15 protein-coding genes are annotated in these 15,245 nt (G+C 64.9%); 7 read left to right on the top strand and 8 right to left on the bottom strand.

Going from position 1 to position 15,245, the window contains the following annotated elements; genetic code table 11:
* Positions 1-17: 17 nt before the first annotated feature.
* Positions 18-314 carry a DUF167 domain-containing protein gene (locus tag CRO48_RS17640; protein ID WP_097141184.1) on the bottom strand — a complete coding sequence of 99 codons (297 nt, stop codon included), beginning with the start codon at positions 312-314 and terminating at the stop codon, positions 18-20.
* Between the two features lie 7 nt (positions 315-321).
* The gene (locus CRO48_RS17645) at positions 322-618 is read right to left on the bottom strand and encodes a YggT family protein (RefSeq protein WP_097141185.1); all 297 of its coding nucleotides are present in this window, start codon (positions 616-618) and stop codon (positions 322-324) included.
* Between the two features lie 140 nt (positions 619-758).
* Between CRO48_RS17645 and CRO48_RS17650 the strand changes: the two genes are divergently transcribed.
* Positions 759-2,009, top strand: coding sequence for an MFS transporter (locus CRO48_RS17650; RefSeq protein ID WP_097141186.1), 1,251 nt, complete (start codon positions 759-761; stop codon positions 2,007-2,009).
* Between the two features lie 13 nt (positions 2,010-2,022).
* On the opposite strand, the gene CRO48_RS17655 is transcribed toward CRO48_RS17650, so the two are convergent.
* From CRO48_RS17655 to hemC, 6 genes are all read right to left on the bottom strand, one after another.
* Complete coding sequence (locus tag CRO48_RS17655; protein ID WP_097141344.1) at positions 2,023-2,739, bottom strand: glutamine amidotransferase; 717 nt, start codon at positions 2,737-2,739, stop codon at positions 2,023-2,025.
* A gap of 149 nt (positions 2,740-2,888) precedes the next feature.
* Positions 2,889-3,365 (bottom strand): tellurite resistance TerB family protein, encoded by a 477-nt coding sequence (locus CRO48_RS17660; RefSeq protein ID WP_097141187.1) that lies wholly within the window; start codon positions 3,363-3,365, stop codon positions 2,889-2,891.
* 126 nt (positions 3,366-3,491) lie between these two features.
* Positions 3,492-5,114, bottom strand: coding sequence for a heme biosynthesis protein HemY (locus CRO48_RS17665; protein WP_097141188.1), 1,623 nt, complete (start codon positions 5,112-5,114; stop codon positions 3,492-3,494).
* Positions 5,115-5,128: 14 nt separating this feature from the next.
* Complete coding sequence (locus CRO48_RS17670) at positions 5,129-6,403, bottom strand: COG4223 family protein (RefSeq protein ID WP_097141189.1); 1,275 nt, start codon at positions 6,401-6,403, stop codon at positions 5,129-5,131.
* Between the two features lie 117 nt (positions 6,404-6,520).
* Positions 6,521-7,249 (bottom strand): uroporphyrinogen-III synthase, encoded by a 729-nt coding sequence (locus CRO48_RS17675; RefSeq protein ID WP_141402069.1) that lies wholly within the window; start codon positions 7,247-7,249, stop codon positions 6,521-6,523.
* On the bottom strand, positions 7,249-8,178 hold the full coding sequence (hemC, locus tag CRO48_RS17680) for a hydroxymethylbilane synthase (RefSeq protein WP_097141191.1): 930 nt from the start codon (positions 8,176-8,178) through the stop codon (positions 7,249-7,251). Before hemC ends, CRO48_RS17675 begins: the two co-directional genes overlap by 1 nt.
* 73 nt (positions 8,179-8,251) lie before the next feature.
* Between hemC and tsaD the strand changes: the two genes are divergently transcribed.
* The 6 genes from tsaD (at position 8,252) to CRO48_RS17710 (ending at position 15,244) form a co-directional block, all read left to right on the top strand.
* The gene (tsaD, locus tag CRO48_RS17685) at positions 8,252-9,346 is read left to right on the top strand and encodes a tRNA (adenosine(37)-N6)-threonylcarbamoyltransferase complex transferase subunit TsaD (RefSeq protein ID WP_097141192.1); all 1,095 of its coding nucleotides are present in this window, start codon (positions 8,252-8,254) and stop codon (positions 9,344-9,346) included.
* The gene (locus tag CRO48_RS17690; RefSeq protein ID WP_097141193.1) at positions 9,343-10,347 is read left to right on the top strand and encodes an NAD(P)H-dependent glycerol-3-phosphate dehydrogenase; all 1,005 of its coding nucleotides are present in this window, start codon (positions 9,343-9,345) and stop codon (positions 10,345-10,347) included. Before tsaD ends, CRO48_RS17690 begins: the two co-directional genes overlap by 4 nt.
* Before the next feature lie 3 nt (positions 10,348-10,350).
* Positions 10,351-10,644, top strand: coding sequence for a YciI-like protein (locus tag CRO48_RS17695; protein WP_097141194.1), 294 nt, complete (start codon positions 10,351-10,353; stop codon positions 10,642-10,644).
* Positions 10,645-10,649: 5 nt separating this feature from the next.
* The gene (locus CRO48_RS17700) at positions 10,650-11,081 is read left to right on the top strand and encodes an EVE domain-containing protein (RefSeq protein ID WP_097141195.1); all 432 of its coding nucleotides are present in this window, start codon (positions 10,650-10,652) and stop codon (positions 11,079-11,081) included.
* A gap of 5 nt (positions 11,082-11,086) precedes the next feature.
* On the top strand, positions 11,087-11,743 hold the full coding sequence (locus tag CRO48_RS17705) for a class I SAM-dependent methyltransferase (protein WP_097141196.1): 657 nt from the start codon (positions 11,087-11,089) through the stop codon (positions 11,741-11,743).
* Between the two features lie 402 nt (positions 11,744-12,145).
* Positions 12,146-15,244, top strand: a complete 3,099-nt coding sequence (locus tag CRO48_RS17710) for a helicase-related protein (RefSeq protein ID WP_097141197.1) — start codon at positions 12,146-12,148, stop codon at positions 15,242-15,244.
* Position 15,245 lies beyond the last annotated feature (1 nt).

The following is a 15,245-nucleotide window of genomic DNA, read 5'->3' on the forward strand; positions in this document are numbered from 1 at the left end:
CGGCCGCTGCCTTTATTTCAGAGGCCAAGCCTCTTGACGATATCCTCCGGATCGCCCTCGATCCGGAGGATTTTCTTTCGTTGTGTGTCGCCGCTGAGGATCGACACGTTCGACTTCGCCACGCCGGCAGATTTCGCGATGAGCGCGATCAGAGCCTTGTTCGCAAGCCCTTTCTCCGGTGCCGCGCGGACGCGCATCTTTAAATGACGCTCTCCCGCGGCATCCGTTTCGACGCCGTCAATGCCATCGCGGCGGCCGTTCGGCGTCAGGCGAACAGTCAGGCTGATGTGGTGTTCATGCCGCCGATAGGGCAACGGCGGGTCAAAGGCCCAGCAGTGCCGGCGCGAGAACGCTGCGGATGATCTGCTCCAGGAAGAACAGGATAATCAGCACCACGATCGGCGAAAGATCCACGCCGCCGAAGTCCGGCAGGAAGCGACGGATCGGGCGATAGAGCGGCTCGGTCAGGTTGTAGAGCGCGCGGCCGATCGAGGCGATCACCTGGTTGTTGGTGTTGATCACGTTGAAGGCATAGAGCCAGGAAAAAATGGCCGATGCGATGATGATGAACCACGCGATGCTGATGATGAACAGCAGGGTGTTGATGATCGCAATCATATTGGTCTCGTTGTCTCCGGTTACTTGCGTCCACATGTAGCCATTGGTCGCCTCGCCAGCAAGTGGGCCCTGTTGCTGCTCCCGCAAACATGTTTAATGCGCGGCATCGCGTTCGTCCGCAGAGATGAAAGTCAAGCCGCATGTCAAAGCCCACCGAAGGCCACCGGTTCGCCGCCTTCCGGCACACGTCCTATGCCCGGTTCTTCGTCTCGCGATTCTTCAATTCGTTCTCGACGCAGATCGTCAGCGTGGCGGTCGGCTGGCAGATGTACGACCTCACCGGCGACCCCTTCATGCTCGGCCTGATCGGGCTGGTGCAGTTCGCGCCTGCACTGCTGCTGATCCTCGTCACGGGGTCTGTGGCCGATCGCTACAACCGTCGCATGATCATGGCGGTCTGCTTGGTGGTGTGCACTCTTTGCGCCGCGGCGCTCCTGGGGCTGACGGCGTTCAGCCTGTTCGCACCGCTGGCCGTCTTCGCGGTTCTGGCCGTATTTGGCATCGCGCGGGCGTTCTTGGGCCCCGCGATGCAGTCTCTTGCACCCAATCTCGTGCCGGCCAAGGATCTTTCAAACGCGATCGCGTGGAATTCGACGGCGCAGCAGACGGCAACGATCGTCGGGCCCGTGACAGGCGGCCTGCTCTATGGGCTGGGGCCGAACGTGCCCTATGTGGTGAGCATCGTTCTGTTTCTGGTGGCATCGGCGGCCGTCATCTCCATCCCGAAGCCGCCGCAGCGCATGGCCGGCGCTACGAGGAGCTGGGAAAGCCTCGTTGCCGGGTTCCGGTATATCCGCGCGGAGAAGGTCGTGCTGGGCGCGATCTCGCTGGATCTTTTCGCCGTACTGCTCGGCGGCGCCATCGCCCTGATGCCCGTCTTCGCTCGCGACATCCTTGCACTCGGCCCGTGGTGGCTTGGGCTGCTGCGCTCGGCGCCGGGCGTCGGATCCGTCGCCATGGCTGTCTGGCTCGCCGCCCACCCGCTCCGCCACCGGGCAGGCCGGCTGATGCTGATCGGGGTCGGCCTGTTCGGCTTCGCCACGGTCGTCTTCGGACTGTCGCAATGGGCGTGGCTGTCGATCGCGGCGCTGGTCCTGATGGGCGCTTCCGACATGATATCGGTCTATGTCCGCAATACCCTCGTCATGCTCTGGACGCCGGACGAGCTGCGCGGGCGGGTGACGGCGGTCAACATGGTTTTCATCGGCGCATCGAACGAACTCGGCGAGTTCAGGGCCGGCACGATGGCATCGGTGATCGGTGCGATTCCTGCCGTGGTGGTCGGGGGCATCGGCACCATCGCGGTGTCCATTCTGTGGGCCTTCTGGTTCCCCAAGCTGCGCAAGATCGATTCTCTGGCCGTTCCGGACGAGAATCGTCTCTCCGGATGACAGGAGCGCGCGCTCAGTTCTCGTGAAAGACCCGGTCCAGGAAGCCCATCATCCACTGCCTGAGGGCGGCATCGTATATCAGCCGGCCATCGAGATGGGCGCGGCCGACCTGTGCGCCCGGCAGCTCGAAGCGGTGCGCGCCATGAACCACCCAGCGATGCATCATCGCGAGCGTCAGTTCGCCATGAAATTGTATGCCCCAGGCATTGGCGCCATATTTGTAGGCCTGGTTCTCATAGTGCTCGCCTCTGGCCAGGAGCGTGGCGCCGGAGGGGATGGTGAAGCCCTCGCGATGAAACTGGTAGACCATGGACGGCCAGGCCATCATTTCGCGGCCCTGCTCGGTGGGGCATAGCGGGTACCAGCCGATCTCCGTCATGCCGTCGACATGCGGCCCCACCTCGCCGCCGAGATGGCGGACCAGCATCTGCGCGCCCAGGCAGATGCCGAGAAACGGCCTGTTTTCGGAGAGAGGCACGGACAGCCAGTCAATCTCGCGTTTGACGTAGTCGAATTCGTCATTGGCGCTCATCGGACCGCCAAAGACGACCGCACCGGCATGGCCATCCAGCGTTTCAGGCAGCGGATCTTCCAGGACGGGTCTGCGAATATCCAGCGCGTAGCCCATCTGCTGGAGAATCTGGCCGACGCGACCGGGACTTGAGGTCTCCTGATGGAGGACGATGAGGATCGGGCGTTTGTCTCCCGGTTGGCGTGTTTTCTGCAACATCTGGTCCAGGTCCTGACGCACGCGCGCTCCGCTGACGATTGGCGCGCGATGCGTTCTCGGGTTGCAAAATGTCAGAGGCCAGTGGCCCTGTCCACCCGATTGCCGATGGCGCGCCCCGCATCCGACACCTCGATCGGTCTCGGCATAGGCTACTCGTCTCCGGCCGGTTTGCCGTCTCCCTGTCTGCCCGCGACCTCCTGACGCTTCATGATCCGCTCGCGGCCGGAAACGCCCAGCAGCTCGGCGATCCGCCAGATGGCGTCGTCCTCGAGCTCGCTGCGTTCCCCGTCCGCATAGACGATCTCCCACAATAGCCCGACGAGATCCACCCGCTGGTCTTCCGACAGTTGCCGCTTCAGCTCGGAGGTGAACTGGAAGAAGTCGATCGCTTCGTTGGCGGCAGCCGTTCCTGCTTCCACCAGGTCGTCGAGTTCCCCTTTGTCCAGGCCGTAGAGTGTGCGGAACCGCTCGCGGAGTGCTGCGCGCTCCGTGTCGAGTACCCGGCCGTCCGATTCCATGACCTGGATGCATAGTGCCATCACGGCCAGGCGCGGATCGCCGGGGGCAAAGGTCTTCTTTTCGCCGCCTGAAAGGCCGGAGAGAAAACGCTGCAATCGATCTAACATGTCGCCCCTTACGTCACGCACTGTGGCTGCGTATATCCAAAGTGGTCGCAAACCGGGAGATCTGCGACACGCGCTTTCCAAGCCTATACGGCAAATACTTCCAAGTGATTGTCGGAAGCATCCGCCCTAGAAAAGGCGAAAGCTGCTGCTGCCGTTGCTCGACGCCCGCTGGCTTTCATTCTTGACCCCGGGATCATCAGGAAGCCCGCCGAAGAACGGCTTCGGCTCGTCCTGCGGCGACACCGGCGAGACTGGCGATTTCGCCGGGGAGGCCGGCTTTTCCGGCTCACTTTCGGCGGCCCGCCTGATTTCGATCGGATCCGGCACGCGAGTGGCCGGCTGTTCCGGCTCGGTCGGTCGGTCCTTCGGGCGGCGGTCGGGTATGGCGACCGGCGGGAGCGTGCGGATTGCCTCCTCGGCGGGGTTGGCGGCGCCTTCTTCCACAGGCCCCTGCCACTCGCTGACCGGCGTCTTCCACTCGAAGGCATCCAGCTTACCCGTCACCGGTGACACCGGCAGCCATTCCGGCGAGGTGATGCCGTCCGCCGTCCAAGCCGGATCGCGCGGCGCCTTCAACGCCTGGTTCATCCAGTGTCGGATGCGGCCCTGATCGCCTGTCTCCGCATCCTCGATATCGGCAAGGAGAAGATAGGCGCGCTCGCTCGGCGCCAGCCGCGCGGCCGCTTCCGCCTTTGCCCGCGCGACGGCAAATTCGCGTGCGTCCAGTGCAGCCTGCGCCACCGCAAACAGCGTCTCCGCGTTGTTCGGGTGCAGTGCCTCCAGCTTCTGGGCGCGCTTGTAGCGGTCGAGCGCTGAATCGCCGGCGCGGGAATGGATGAACAGGCGCGCCACGTCCGGATGCGGCGTCGCCTTCCAGAGGCGTTCGAGAATGTGGGAGGCCTTGCGCAGGTTGCCTTCGCGCAGATAGGCCTTGGCGGCGATCAGGCCCGCGGGAATGAACGTCTCGTCGATCTTCAGGGCAGCCTGCGCATCGTCCCTTGCCCCCTTGGGATCGGTTTCGCTTTCCAGCTTTGCGCCGGCGCGGGCCGTCAGGATCACCATCTTGCGCCGATCGAGCTGCTTGCGCTCTTCCGGCGAGGCCGCCTTGTGCTGGTCCAGCAGTTTCAGGGCGTGGTCCCACTCGCCGGTCTGCGAGCGATGCTCGAGAACCGCATCGGCGGCCCAGGGAAGCTGCGGCGCATTTTCGGCGGCGCGCTCGGCATATTGCCGCGCGGCCTCCACAGCACCCAGGCGACGTGCTTCCAGGTACAGCCCGCGCAGTCCCAGTTCTCGCGTTTCCGGATCGTCGGCCATTAGCTCGAACTTCCGCCGCGCATCGTCGTGATGCCCCTCGATGAGGGCCGCCTGCGCTTCGAGGAGATGGACGAGCGGCTCCTGGTCGGCGTTGATGAGGCCCTTGGTCCGGGCCAGCATCTTGCGGGCGGAGGCCGCGTCGCCTGCCCCCGCCGCGATCAGCCCGGTCGACAGAGCCTGATAGCCGCGGTCGCGCTTGCGGGCGCGGAAATGGCGTTGGAGCGCGTAGGGCGAGGTCAGCACCACGCGCAGCACCCACCACGTGAGAAGGATGGCCGCGATTACGGAAACGGCTATGGTCGCCGCCACCATCAGACTCATCGCAATGCGCTGGCCCTGCCAAATGATCGAAAGTTCGCCGGGCCGGTCGGCGAGCCAGGCAAAGCCTGCGCCGAGTGCCAGGACGATCAGAACGAAGAAGAGCAATCTTGTCATTTTCGCCTCGCCCCTCAGTTCTGGTTGCCGCTCTGCGTCATGGCGCCGGATACGATGGCGCCGACGCTCTCTTCGACTGTGATGCGCTGGTCCAGCGCCGTTTTGAAGTCCGCGCCGGCGTTGCGGGCGACTTCGGGCAGAGTCTGCCATTCGATCTGCGCGCCTTTAAAGTCGCCGTTCTGCAGCTTGTTCTCGATCCGCGCGACGATGGCCTCGGGCGTGTCGCCCTCGACGCTGCCGACGGGGCGCACCGTGATTGCGGAAGATGCGCTGGCCATCAGTCGCGCGACGATGCCCTGATCGCCGGTCGGCTGATGCACCGCCTCGATCATCCGATCGGCGATCGGCTGGAAGTCGCGAACGAGATCGGAGCGGGACTGCACTCCGGTAGCGGCCTGCGCCCGAAGCGTGGCGGCCGACGGGTCGTCGGGCGAGACGCTGACATAGGCTTCGAGCTCGGCCAGATAGGGGCCGCCGCGATCGATCGCCGTCTTCAAGGCGGTCGCTGCCACGGCACGTGCCATCGCCACGTCGCTGCGCGGCTCGGCAAGCTTCTGCTCCGCAGCGTCGATCCGCTGGCCCAGCTGTGCCGAGCGATCGGCAGCGGCGCGCTCGGCTGTCGCCGCCTGCTCACGCAGCGCGGCCATGTCCGAGCTCAACTTGGCAACGGTCGCCTCCAGCGTCGCGATCGACTGCTGGGCCTCCTCGCCGAGTGTTGCGCCGGCGGGATTGTCCGTCGCCGTCCGTTCTAGCGCGGACAAGCGCGTCTCGATGGGCTGAAGGTCGGCGGCAGCCGAACTTGCGGAGGACTGCAGAGCTGCTAGGCGCGACTTCAGCGTTTCGACCTCGGCCTTGACCGCCGTCATGTCTCCGCCGTTCCGTCCCTCCGGCCCAAGTGCCGGGAGGTATCCGCCATATTGCAGGGCGCCGGCGCCTGCGAGCGCCACCAGGCCACCGACGATGGCCGCGGCAAGGGCCCCAGATTTTCCGGCCCGGTGCTCGGGCTTGGGGGGCTCATCGAAACGAGGCTGCGAGAAGGTTTCCGCCGTGGTGTCACGAGCAGAGGAATGCGAGGCGGGGGAAGAATCTTCGGCCGGCGCCCCCGCGGCCGCCGGAACGGGCTCATCCGCCGCGGTGGAGGACGCCGTGTGATCGGCCGGTTGCACGTCGGAAGGCATATCCGGCTGGATTGCCTCCTTTGCCTCTTCCGTTGACGGTGACGCTTCGAGGTCGATGGTCACGGGCGGCTCGCCTGCCTTCTTTCGGCGTGTCGGCTTTTCCGGTTCCATGACGGCCTCCTTGTTTTGCAATGCGATAGGTAAAACTAGTAAGGGAAGGTGGCGAGGGAAAGCCCCTCCTTCGATTTAAGCGGCCATCGATCGGCGGAAGCGGTCCGAGTACAACTCTCAGAGCAGGTCCAGCAGGGCTTCTTCGGTCGGCATCGCCGCCACGACGACGGAATTCGAAAAACGTTCCGGCACCACGGAAGCGACGTTGCGGCTGATACAGAGGAACAGCGTGTTTTCGAGGCTGTCCAGATGCTCGCTCACGAGCGGCAGTTCGAAGAAGTGCCGCGCCGCCTCGCGCGAATAGAGAAGCACGGCATCGGCATGTTCGTCGATAATCAGTGGACGCAATTCCGTTCGTTTCGGGCGCACCGCTTCCATGCGGTAGCATTCGGCGACATCATAGATAACCTCCTCCGCATCCAGGCGCTTTTCGAATTGCCTGGAACGGGGCACACCTGCCAGATAAAGCAGCGGATCGGCCGGCACGCCGTATTGCTGGCGGTGGGAGACGATCAGGTCTGCGAGGCTGTTTCCGTCGCTGCCTTCCGAGGCAAGAACGGTGCGGAAGCCTGCTTCGTTCGCCGCTCGCGCGGTTGCGCGGCCGACTGCGAAAACGGTGGTCAGCAGGTGCCGGTCGATATCGGGTCCTATGGACCGAAGCACCCTTGCGGCCTCCGCGCTCGTGATCGCGATCGCCGAATGCTGCCGACACAGGCCGGCCATTGCCGCCTGTGTGTCGTGCACCGGCTTTGCCAGCGCGACGACAGCCGGCGCGTGGCCAAGGGCTGCAAGTTTCGCGGCGGTCCGTTCTGCCGAAGCCTGCGGTCGAACGACGAGAACGCGCATCAGCGCCACCCGTCGAAGAACGACGTGCCGGCCGTTTCACGGACGGCATGGCCCGCCTTTTCGCCGAGTTCGGCGGCGTCCGTTGCCATCCCCTCGCTCTGCGCTTCGTGGAAACGCGAGCCGTCGGGCGTCAGGATCATGCCGCGGAAGCGGAGGCGTCCGCCCTCGCAGAGGGCATATCCGGCGATCGGCGTCCGACAGGAGCCGTCGAGCACGGCAAGGAAGGCGCGTTCGCACGTTACGGCGTCGCTCGTCGCCCGGTCGTTGATCGCAGCCAGCAGATCGCCGATCCGGCGGTCGCCGATCCGCGCCTCGACGCAGATTGCGCCTTGCGCGGGGGCGGGCAGGAACATGTCGGTTTCGAGGATTTGCGTGGCGACGTCCTGCTTGCCGATCCGTTTCAGGCCGGCATAGGCGAGCAGCGTGGCGTCCGCTTGCCCTTCGGCGAGCTTGCGCAAGCGCGTATCGACCTGGCCACGGAACGTCACCACGTTGATGTCCGGCCGCAGCTTGCGGATCTGCGCCTGCCGCCGCAGCGATGCGGAGCCGACTGTCGCGCCGTAGGGAAGGTCGGGAAGCTTTGCCGCCGTCCGGCCCACGAAGGCGTCGCGGGGGTCCTCGCGGGGCAGGAAGGCTGCGAGCTCCAGGCCCTCCGGCAGGCGTGTCGACATGTCCTTGGAGGAATGCACGGCGAAGTCCAGGTCGCCGGAAAACAGCTGCGCCTCGATCTCCTCGGTAAACAGCCCCTTGCCGCCGATTTCCGACAGCGCCCGGTCGGTGATGCGGTCGCCCTTCGTGGAGAGCACGACGATCTCGAACATCTCCTCGGGCAGGCCGTGCGCCGCCATCAGGCGCGCGCGCGTCTCGTGCGCCTGTGCCAGTGCGAGCGGGCTGCCGCGCGTGCCGATCCTGAAAGGTTTTGTTTGCATCCGCCTTGATCCGTTGTTACCGGAAGCTCTCGTAACCGGCTTTTACCACCATCGCAATGAAACAGCGTGCTTCATGTCGTCCCACCTGACCATCCTTGGCATTGAAACGAGCTGCGACGAAACGGCCGCCGCCGTCGTCGTGCGCGATGAGGCCGGGCAGGGGACGATTCTCGGCGATGTCGTGCTCAGCCAGCTGGACGAACACAGCGCCTATGGCGGGGTCGTTCCGGAAATTGCGGCGCGCGCCCATGTGGAAGCACTGGACGATCTGATCCTTCAGGCGCTTGCGAAAGCGAACATGACGCTGGCCGACATCGACGCTATTGCCGCGACCAGCGGGCCGGGACTTATCGGCGGTCTCATCGTCGGTCTGATGACGGGAAAAGCGATCGCGCGCGCCACTGCAAAGCCGCTCTATGCCGTCAACCATCTCGAAGGACATGCGCTGACGGCGCGCCTTACCGACAAGCTGGATTTCCCCTATCTGATGCTGCTCGTGTCGGGCGGGCATACGCAGCTCGTGCTGGTGCGCGGCGTGGGTGAATATGAGCGCTGGGGAACGACCATCGACGATGCGCTCGGCGAGGCTTTCGACAAGACGGCCAAGCTTCTGGGCCTTCCCTATCCCGGTGGACCCGCGGTGGAACGGGCGGCCGCATCCGGCAATGCGGACCGCTTCACCTTTCCGAGGCCGCTGGTCGGTGAAAAGCGGCTGGATTTCTCCTTTTCGGGACTGAAGACCGCCGTTCGCCAGGCGGCGCAGTCGATCGAGCCGGTTTCCGAGCAGGACGTGGCAGATATCTGCGCGTCGTTCCAGAAGGCCGTCTCCCGCACGTTGCAGGACAGGATCGGACGCGGCCTGGAGCGCTTCCGACAGGAATTTCCCGACGCCTCGCAGCCGGCGCTGGTGGTTGCAGGCGGCGTCGCCGCAAACAAGGTTCTGCGCGCGACATTGCAGGAGCTTTGCGATCGCAACCGCTTCCGCTTCGTCGCGCCGCCGCTCGCTCTTTGCACCGACAACGCGGCGATGATCGCCTGGGCCGGCCTTGAGCGCATGGCCGCGGGCCTTGCGGCAGACGAATTGTCGGTGTCTCCTCGCTCGCGCTGGCCGCTCGACGCCGATGCTGCTGCCATTCTCGGCTCCGGCAAGAGGGGAGCCAAGGCATGAGGACGAACCCGCATGTCGTGGTTGTCGGTGCCGGTGCTTTCGGCACGGCCCTTGCCACAGTGGTGGCGCAGACGGGGGATGTTCCCGTTGCCCTGCTAGCACGGCGTGACGAGACCGTGCGCGAGATCCGCGACACAAGGCGCAACGAAACCGTTCTGCCGGGCATCGCATTGTCGGCGTCGCTTGCCGTTACGACCGATCCGGCCGTCCTGAGGCAGGCGCCGGTCGTTCTTTTCGCCATGCCGTCGCAGGTGCAGCGCGAGGCTGCGCGCGAGCTCGCCTCATTTCTTGCCGACGGGGCTTCGGTCGTCATCTGCGCCAAGGGGATGGAGAAGGCAAGCGGTCGCCTTCTGACCGACGTTCTGGAAGAGGAACTGCCGAGGCAGCATGTCGCGGTTCTTTCCGGACCCGGCTTTGCGGCCGATATTGCCCGCGGGCTGCCGACGGCCATGGTCGTCGCAGCGGCGACGATGGAGAAGGCCGCCGAACTTGCGCGCGTCCTTTCCGGCCCGACCTTCCGACTGTATCCGTCCGCCGACCGGATCGGCGTGCAGCTCGGCGGGGCGTTGAAGAACGTGCTTGCGATCGCCTGCGGCATCGTCGAGGGCGCCGGGCTCGGCGATTCCGCCCGCGCCGCGCTGATTTCGCGGGGCCTTGCGGAGATGTCGCGCTTCGTCGCCGCGCATGACGGCGACGCGGCCACGGTGACGGGCCTGTCGGGGCTCGGCGATCTTGTTCTCACCGGCACCAGCCACCAATCGCGCAACCTGCGCTTCGGCATCGCGCTCGGGCGGCAGGGCAATGCCGATGGCTGGTCGGGCGACCTCGTCGAAGGCGCCTTTGCCGCCGGCGTCGCCTCGCAGGTGGCCACCGAGCGCAAGATCGACATGCCGATCACCGATGCGGTCGCCGCCATCATCGACGGCAAGCTGGATCTGCCGACGGCGATCGGGAAACTGATGACCCGACCCATTACCCAGGAATTCAAAGAGAAAGGATAAGTCGTGCTGTTTGCCATCCTCTGCACCGACAAGCCTGGCGCACTGCAGCTGCGTCTCGACACCCGCCCCGAACATGTGGCGCATCTCAACAGGCTGAACGAAGAGGACAAGCTTGCCTTCGCCGGTCCCTTTCTCGACGCCGACGGCAAGCCCAATGGCAGCCTCGTGGTGGTGAAGGCCGACAGCATCGAGGCGGCCCGGGCGCTGGCCGAAGCCGATCCCTACGCCAAGGCCGGGCTGTTCGCCACGGTGGACGTAAAGCCGTGGAACTGGGTCTTCAACAATCCGGAGGCCTGACGTCGATGGCATACTGGCTATACAAGTCCGAGCCCTTCAAATGGTCTTGGCAGATGCAGAAGGATGCCGGCGAGAAGGGCACCGAATGGAACGGCGTGCGCAACTATCTTGCGCGCAACAACATGAGGGCCATGAAGATCGGCGACAAGGGGTTCTTCTATCACTCCAACGAGGGCCTTGATATCGTCGGCATCACCGAGGTCTGCGCGCTTTCGCATCCCGATTCGACGGCGGATGACGATCCCCGCTGGGACTGCGTCGACATCCGCGCCGTCTGCGACATGCCGAAGCCGGTCTCGCTGAAGGAGATCAAGGCCAATCCCAAGCTCCACAACATGTCGTTGGTCACCTCCATGCGGCTGTCCGTCCAGCCCGTGACGGAGGAGGAATGGATCGAGGTCTGCCGCATGGGCGGGCTGGAAAATCCGCCTCGCTGATCCTCGTGAAGACCGATCCCGAACGCTTCATTGTCGATAATACCGCGATCCTGTCGCCCCCGCACGTGCCGGAAATCAGGCTGCGGCTTGCGTCCGAGGCGCATGACCTCTGGCTGAAGACGGAAGAGGAACTCGAGGAGATCGGCCTGCCGCCGCCGTTCTGGGCCTTCGCCTGGGCCGGCGGGCAGGGGCTGGCACGCTACCTCCTGGATCACCCGGAGGTGGTTTCCGGCCGCACGGTGCTGGATTTCGCCAGCGGCTCCGGCCTGGTGGCGATTGCGGCGAAGCGAGCGGGCGCGGCGAACGTGCTGGCGGCGGACATCGATCCATGGAGCTGGACGGCGATCCGCCTCAACGCCCAATTGAACGACGTCGCCGTGCGGACCAGTCTCGAAGACATTGTCGGCGAGGATGAGGGCTGGGACGTCGTCCTGGCCGGCGACGTCTTCTACGACAAGAGTTTCGCAGACGTACTGATCCCCTGGTTTTCCGCGCTTTCGGCGAGGGGAGCCATGGTGCTCGTCGGCGATCCGGGGCGGTCCTACTGTCCGCGGGAAGGTATGGCGCAGCTTTCGACCTATGAGGTTCAGGTGACGCGGGCGCTGGAAGACAGCGAGGTCAAGCGCACGACGGTTTGGCGTTTCCTGCCTCCTGCCGGCTAGAGACTCGGCTGGCGTCAGGTGCTACGTCGAAAGAAGTATTAAGCATACCTCGCGAAGGGCCTTTACAGGCTTTTGTCGAGAAGTTGCGGGCGCTGCCGCAGGACTCGGCTTCCGCGAGGGCCGGATTCAACATCTGGGGAGCGGAATCGGCTGGCCACCAACATGCTGTAGGGAACAAAACCTGAATCAGCTGGAGTCTTCGTTTCGTCTCCGATTCGTTCGCAGACTGTTCCAAACAGGGATCTGCGGACATGCAATCTCCTGAATATCCGCGTGAAATGGCCCGCAAGTCCTAACCTGCCCTTGCTATCTTGCGCTGCGATGGGCATTTGTGTTGCCGGCGACGGGCCACCGTTGCCGGACGATCGATACTCTCCGAGGCAAGCCTTGTCTGCTGCACCGATGATATTGAGCGGCCGCGGTGTCACCGCGGTGCTCGGGCCGACCAACACCGGCAAGACCCATTACGCAATCGAACGCATGGTGGCGCATGAAACGGGCGTGATCGGACTGCCGCTCCGGTTGCTGGCGCGTGAGGTCTATACGCGGCTCGTCGAGAAGGTCGGCCATCACAACGTCGCGCTGGTGACCGGCGAGGAGAAGATCACGCCGCATATGGCCCGCTATTCCGTCTGCACCGTCGAGGCGATGCCGCGCGAGACGCGTGCCGCCTTCGTGGCGATCGACGAGGTGCAGCTTGCAGGCGATCTGGAGCGCGGCCACATCTTCACCGACCGAATCCTGCACCTGCGTGGTCGCGAGGAGACGCTGCTGCTTGGGGCGGCGACGATGAAGCCGATCCTCGAACATCTTCTGCCGGGCATCACCGTGGTCGAGCGCCCGCGGCTTTCGCAGCTTTTCTATGCGGGTTCGAAGAAGATCACCCGCCTGCCGCAGCGAACGGCCATCGTCGCCTTTTCCGCCGACGAGGTATATGCGATCGCCGAATTGATCCGCCGCCAGCGGGGCGGCGCTGCCGTCGTTCTGGGGGCGCTTTCGCCGCGTACCCGCAACGCACAGGTGGGCCTCTACCAGGAGGGCGACGTCGAATACCTGGTTGCGACCGATGCCATCGGCATGGGGCTCAACCTCGACGTGGACCATGTCGCCTTCGCGCAGGATCGCAAGTTCGACGGCTATCAGTACCGCAATCTCAATCCGGGCGAGCTCGGGCAGATCGCAGGTCGTGCCGGCCGCCACATGCGCGACGGGACCTTCGGCGTGACCGGGAGGGTGGATCCTTTCGAGCCGGAACTGGTCGAGCGGATCGAGGCGCACGAGTTCGATCCCGTCCGCGTGCTGCAATGGCGCTCCAAGCGGCTCGATTTTTCGTCGATCGCCAACCTCAAGGCAAGTCTCGATGCGCCGCCGGCGGTCAGCGGGCTGGCGCGTGCGCTGCCGGCCGTCGACCAGCAGGCGCTCGAGCACCTGTCGCGCTATCCCGACGTCAGGGAGATGGCGACGACGCCTGAGCGGGTGGAAAAGCTCTGGGAGGCCTGCGCGCTACCGGACTATCGCCGTATCACGCCGGCGCAGCACGCCGATCTCATCTCTACCCTCTATGCCGATCTCGTTCGACGCGGTACGGTGAACGAGGATTTCCTCGCCGAGCAGGTGCGGCGTGCGGATCGCACCGATGGCGAGATCGACACGCTTTCGGCACGAATCGCGCAGATAAGAACATGGACCTATGTGTCGAATCGCCCCGACTGGTTGGCCGATCCGACACACTGGCAGGAAAAGACGCGGGAAATCGAGGATCGATTGTCCGACGCGTTACATGAAAGGTTGACGAAACGCTTTGTTGATCGCAGGACATCTGTGCTCATGAAGCGCCTGAGAGAGAATGCGATGCTGGAAGCGGAAATCAGTGTGAATGGCGATGTCTTCGTCGAAGGACATCATGTGGGGCAATTGGCCGGTTTCCGGTTCACGCTTGCTTCAGGCACGGAAGGGCCTGACGCGAAGGCGGTGCAGGGTGCGGCCCAGAAGGCGCTCGCCCTCGAATTCGAAGCGCGCGCAGCCAGGCTTCACGCAGCCGGCAATGGCGATCTGGCGATCGGCTCGGATGGTACGGTTCGCTGGCTGGGCGATCCGGTTGCCCGTCTTGCGGCGAGCGAGCATGTCATGCGTCCGCGCGTCATCGTGCTTGCCGACGAGCAGCTGACCGGCAGTGCCCGCGATCACGTCGCAGCGCGTATCGAGCGCTTCGTCAATCACCATATCGCCACCGTGCTCAAGCCGCTCGACGATCTGTCGCGCGCAGAGGACCTGCAGGGCCTTGCCAAGGGCCTGGCGTTCCAGCTCGTCGAGAGCCTCGGCGTTCTTTTCCGACGCGACGTAGCTGACGACGTGAAGTCTCTGGACCAGGAGGCGCGCGCCTCGATCCGCAAGCACGGCATTCGTTTCGGCGCCTATCACATTTTCATGCCGGCGCTTCTGAAGCCGGCTCCGGCCGAGCTGATCACCCTGCTCTGGGCGCTAAAGAACGACGGCCTGGACAAGCCGGGATACGGGGAACTCATCCCAGCGCTGGCGGCCGGGCGCACGTCCATCGTCACAGATCCAAGCTTTGAACGGGCCTTCTACAAGCTTGCGGGCTTCCGCTTCCTCGGCAAGCGCGCCGTGCGCATCGACATTCTCGAGCGGCTTGCAGACATCATCCGGCCGCTGCTGCAGTGGAAGCCGGGCACAACGCCACGCCCGGAAGGCGCCTATGACGGCCGCCGCTTTACGGCGACCACGTCGATGCTCTCCATTCTCGGCGCGACGCCGGACGACATGGAAGAAATCCTGAAAGGGCTCGGCTATCGCGCCGATAGCGTCAAGGCGGAAGAAGCCGCTGCTTTCCTCGGTGCGGAGGATGCGAAGATCGCAGCAAAGCCCGAGGCCGAAGTCGCGGCAGAAGCATCTGTCGAGGAGGCCGCGGCGTCGGTGGACGATGCCGACGCGGAAGGCGAGACTGCCGCCGCCGGAGATGCTGCGACCGTAGCCGAGGCTGCCGAAAGCCAGGCATCGGATGCTGCCGTGTCCGAGGAAGTGCCGGCTGCCGCCCAATCTCCGTCGGAAACGGCGCCGGCCACGGACGAAACGCCGGCGGAAGTGCGCCCGGTTCTGCTGTGGCGTCCGGGCGGTCGTAGCGACAATGCGCGCCAGGGGCAGCGCAATCATGGCCAGCGCAACCATTCACAGAGCAGCCAGGGTCAGGACGATCGTCGCGGCGAGCGCGGACAGAAACAGGGTGGCGGGCGTCGCGATGGTGAACGTCGTGACGGCGACCGCCGGGACGGGCCCCGCCAGGGCGGGCGTCCCGAATTCGCCAAGGGGCGCGACGGAAAGCCGCAGGGCGGCAGGCCGGAGCGCAACGACCGTCCGCAGCGGGACGATCGTGGCAGCAAGCCCGTCAAGTTCGAGGCGCGCCCGCCGCGCAAGGAGAAGCCGATCGATCCGGATTCGCCCTTCGCCAAGCTGGCCGCTCTCAAGGAGCAGATGAAGAAGTAAC

This window comes from Rhizobium subbaraonis, assembly GCF_900220975.1.
GTDB classification, from domain to species: domain Bacteria; phylum Pseudomonadota; class Alphaproteobacteria; order Rhizobiales; family Rhizobiaceae; genus Mycoplana; species Mycoplana subbaraonis.

Excerpts from the sequence above, each read along its gene's own strand:
- CRO48_RS17660 (WP_097141187.1), bottom strand. The coding sequence starts at position 3,365 with ATGTTAGATCGATTGCAGCGTTTTCTCTCCGGCCTTTCAGGCGGCGAA.
- hemC (WP_097141191.1), bottom strand. The coding sequence starts at position 8,178 with ATGCAAACAAAACCTTTCAGGATCGGCACGCGCGGCAGCCCGCTCGCA.
- CRO48_RS17690 (WP_097141193.1), top strand. The coding sequence starts at position 9,343 with ATGAGGACGAACCCGCATGTCGTGGTTGTCGGTGCCGGTGCTTTCGGC.
- CRO48_RS17655 (WP_097141344.1), bottom strand. The coding sequence starts at position 2,739 with ATGTTGCAGAAAACACGCCAACCGGGAGACAAACGCCCGATCCTCATC.
- CRO48_RS17700 (WP_097141195.1), top strand. The coding sequence starts at position 10,650 with ATGGCATACTGGCTATACAAGTCCGAGCCCTTCAAATGGTCTTGGCAG.
- CRO48_RS17645 (WP_097141185.1), bottom strand. The coding sequence starts at position 618 with ATGATTGCGATCATCAACACCCTGCTGTTCATCATCAGCATCGCGTGG.
- CRO48_RS17650 (WP_097141186.1), top strand. The coding sequence starts at position 759 with ATGTCAAAGCCCACCGAAGGCCACCGGTTCGCCGCCTTCCGGCACACG.
- CRO48_RS17670 (WP_097141189.1), bottom strand. The coding sequence starts at position 6,403 with ATGGAACCGGAAAAGCCGACACGCCGAAAGAAGGCAGGCGAGCCGCCC.
- CRO48_RS17710 (WP_097141197.1), top strand. The coding sequence starts at position 12,146 with ATGATATTGAGCGGCCGCGGTGTCACCGCGGTGCTCGGGCCGACCAAC.
- CRO48_RS17675 (WP_141402069.1), bottom strand. The coding sequence starts at position 7,249 with ATGCGCGTTCTCGTCGTTCGACCGCAGGCTTCGGCAGAACGGACCGCC.
- CRO48_RS17665 (WP_097141188.1), bottom strand. The coding sequence starts at position 5,114 with ATGACAAGATTGCTCTTCTTCGTTCTGATCGTCCTGGCACTCGGCGCA.
- tsaD (WP_097141192.1), top strand. The coding sequence starts at position 8,252 with ATGTCGTCCCACCTGACCATCCTTGGCATTGAAACGAGCTGCGACGAA.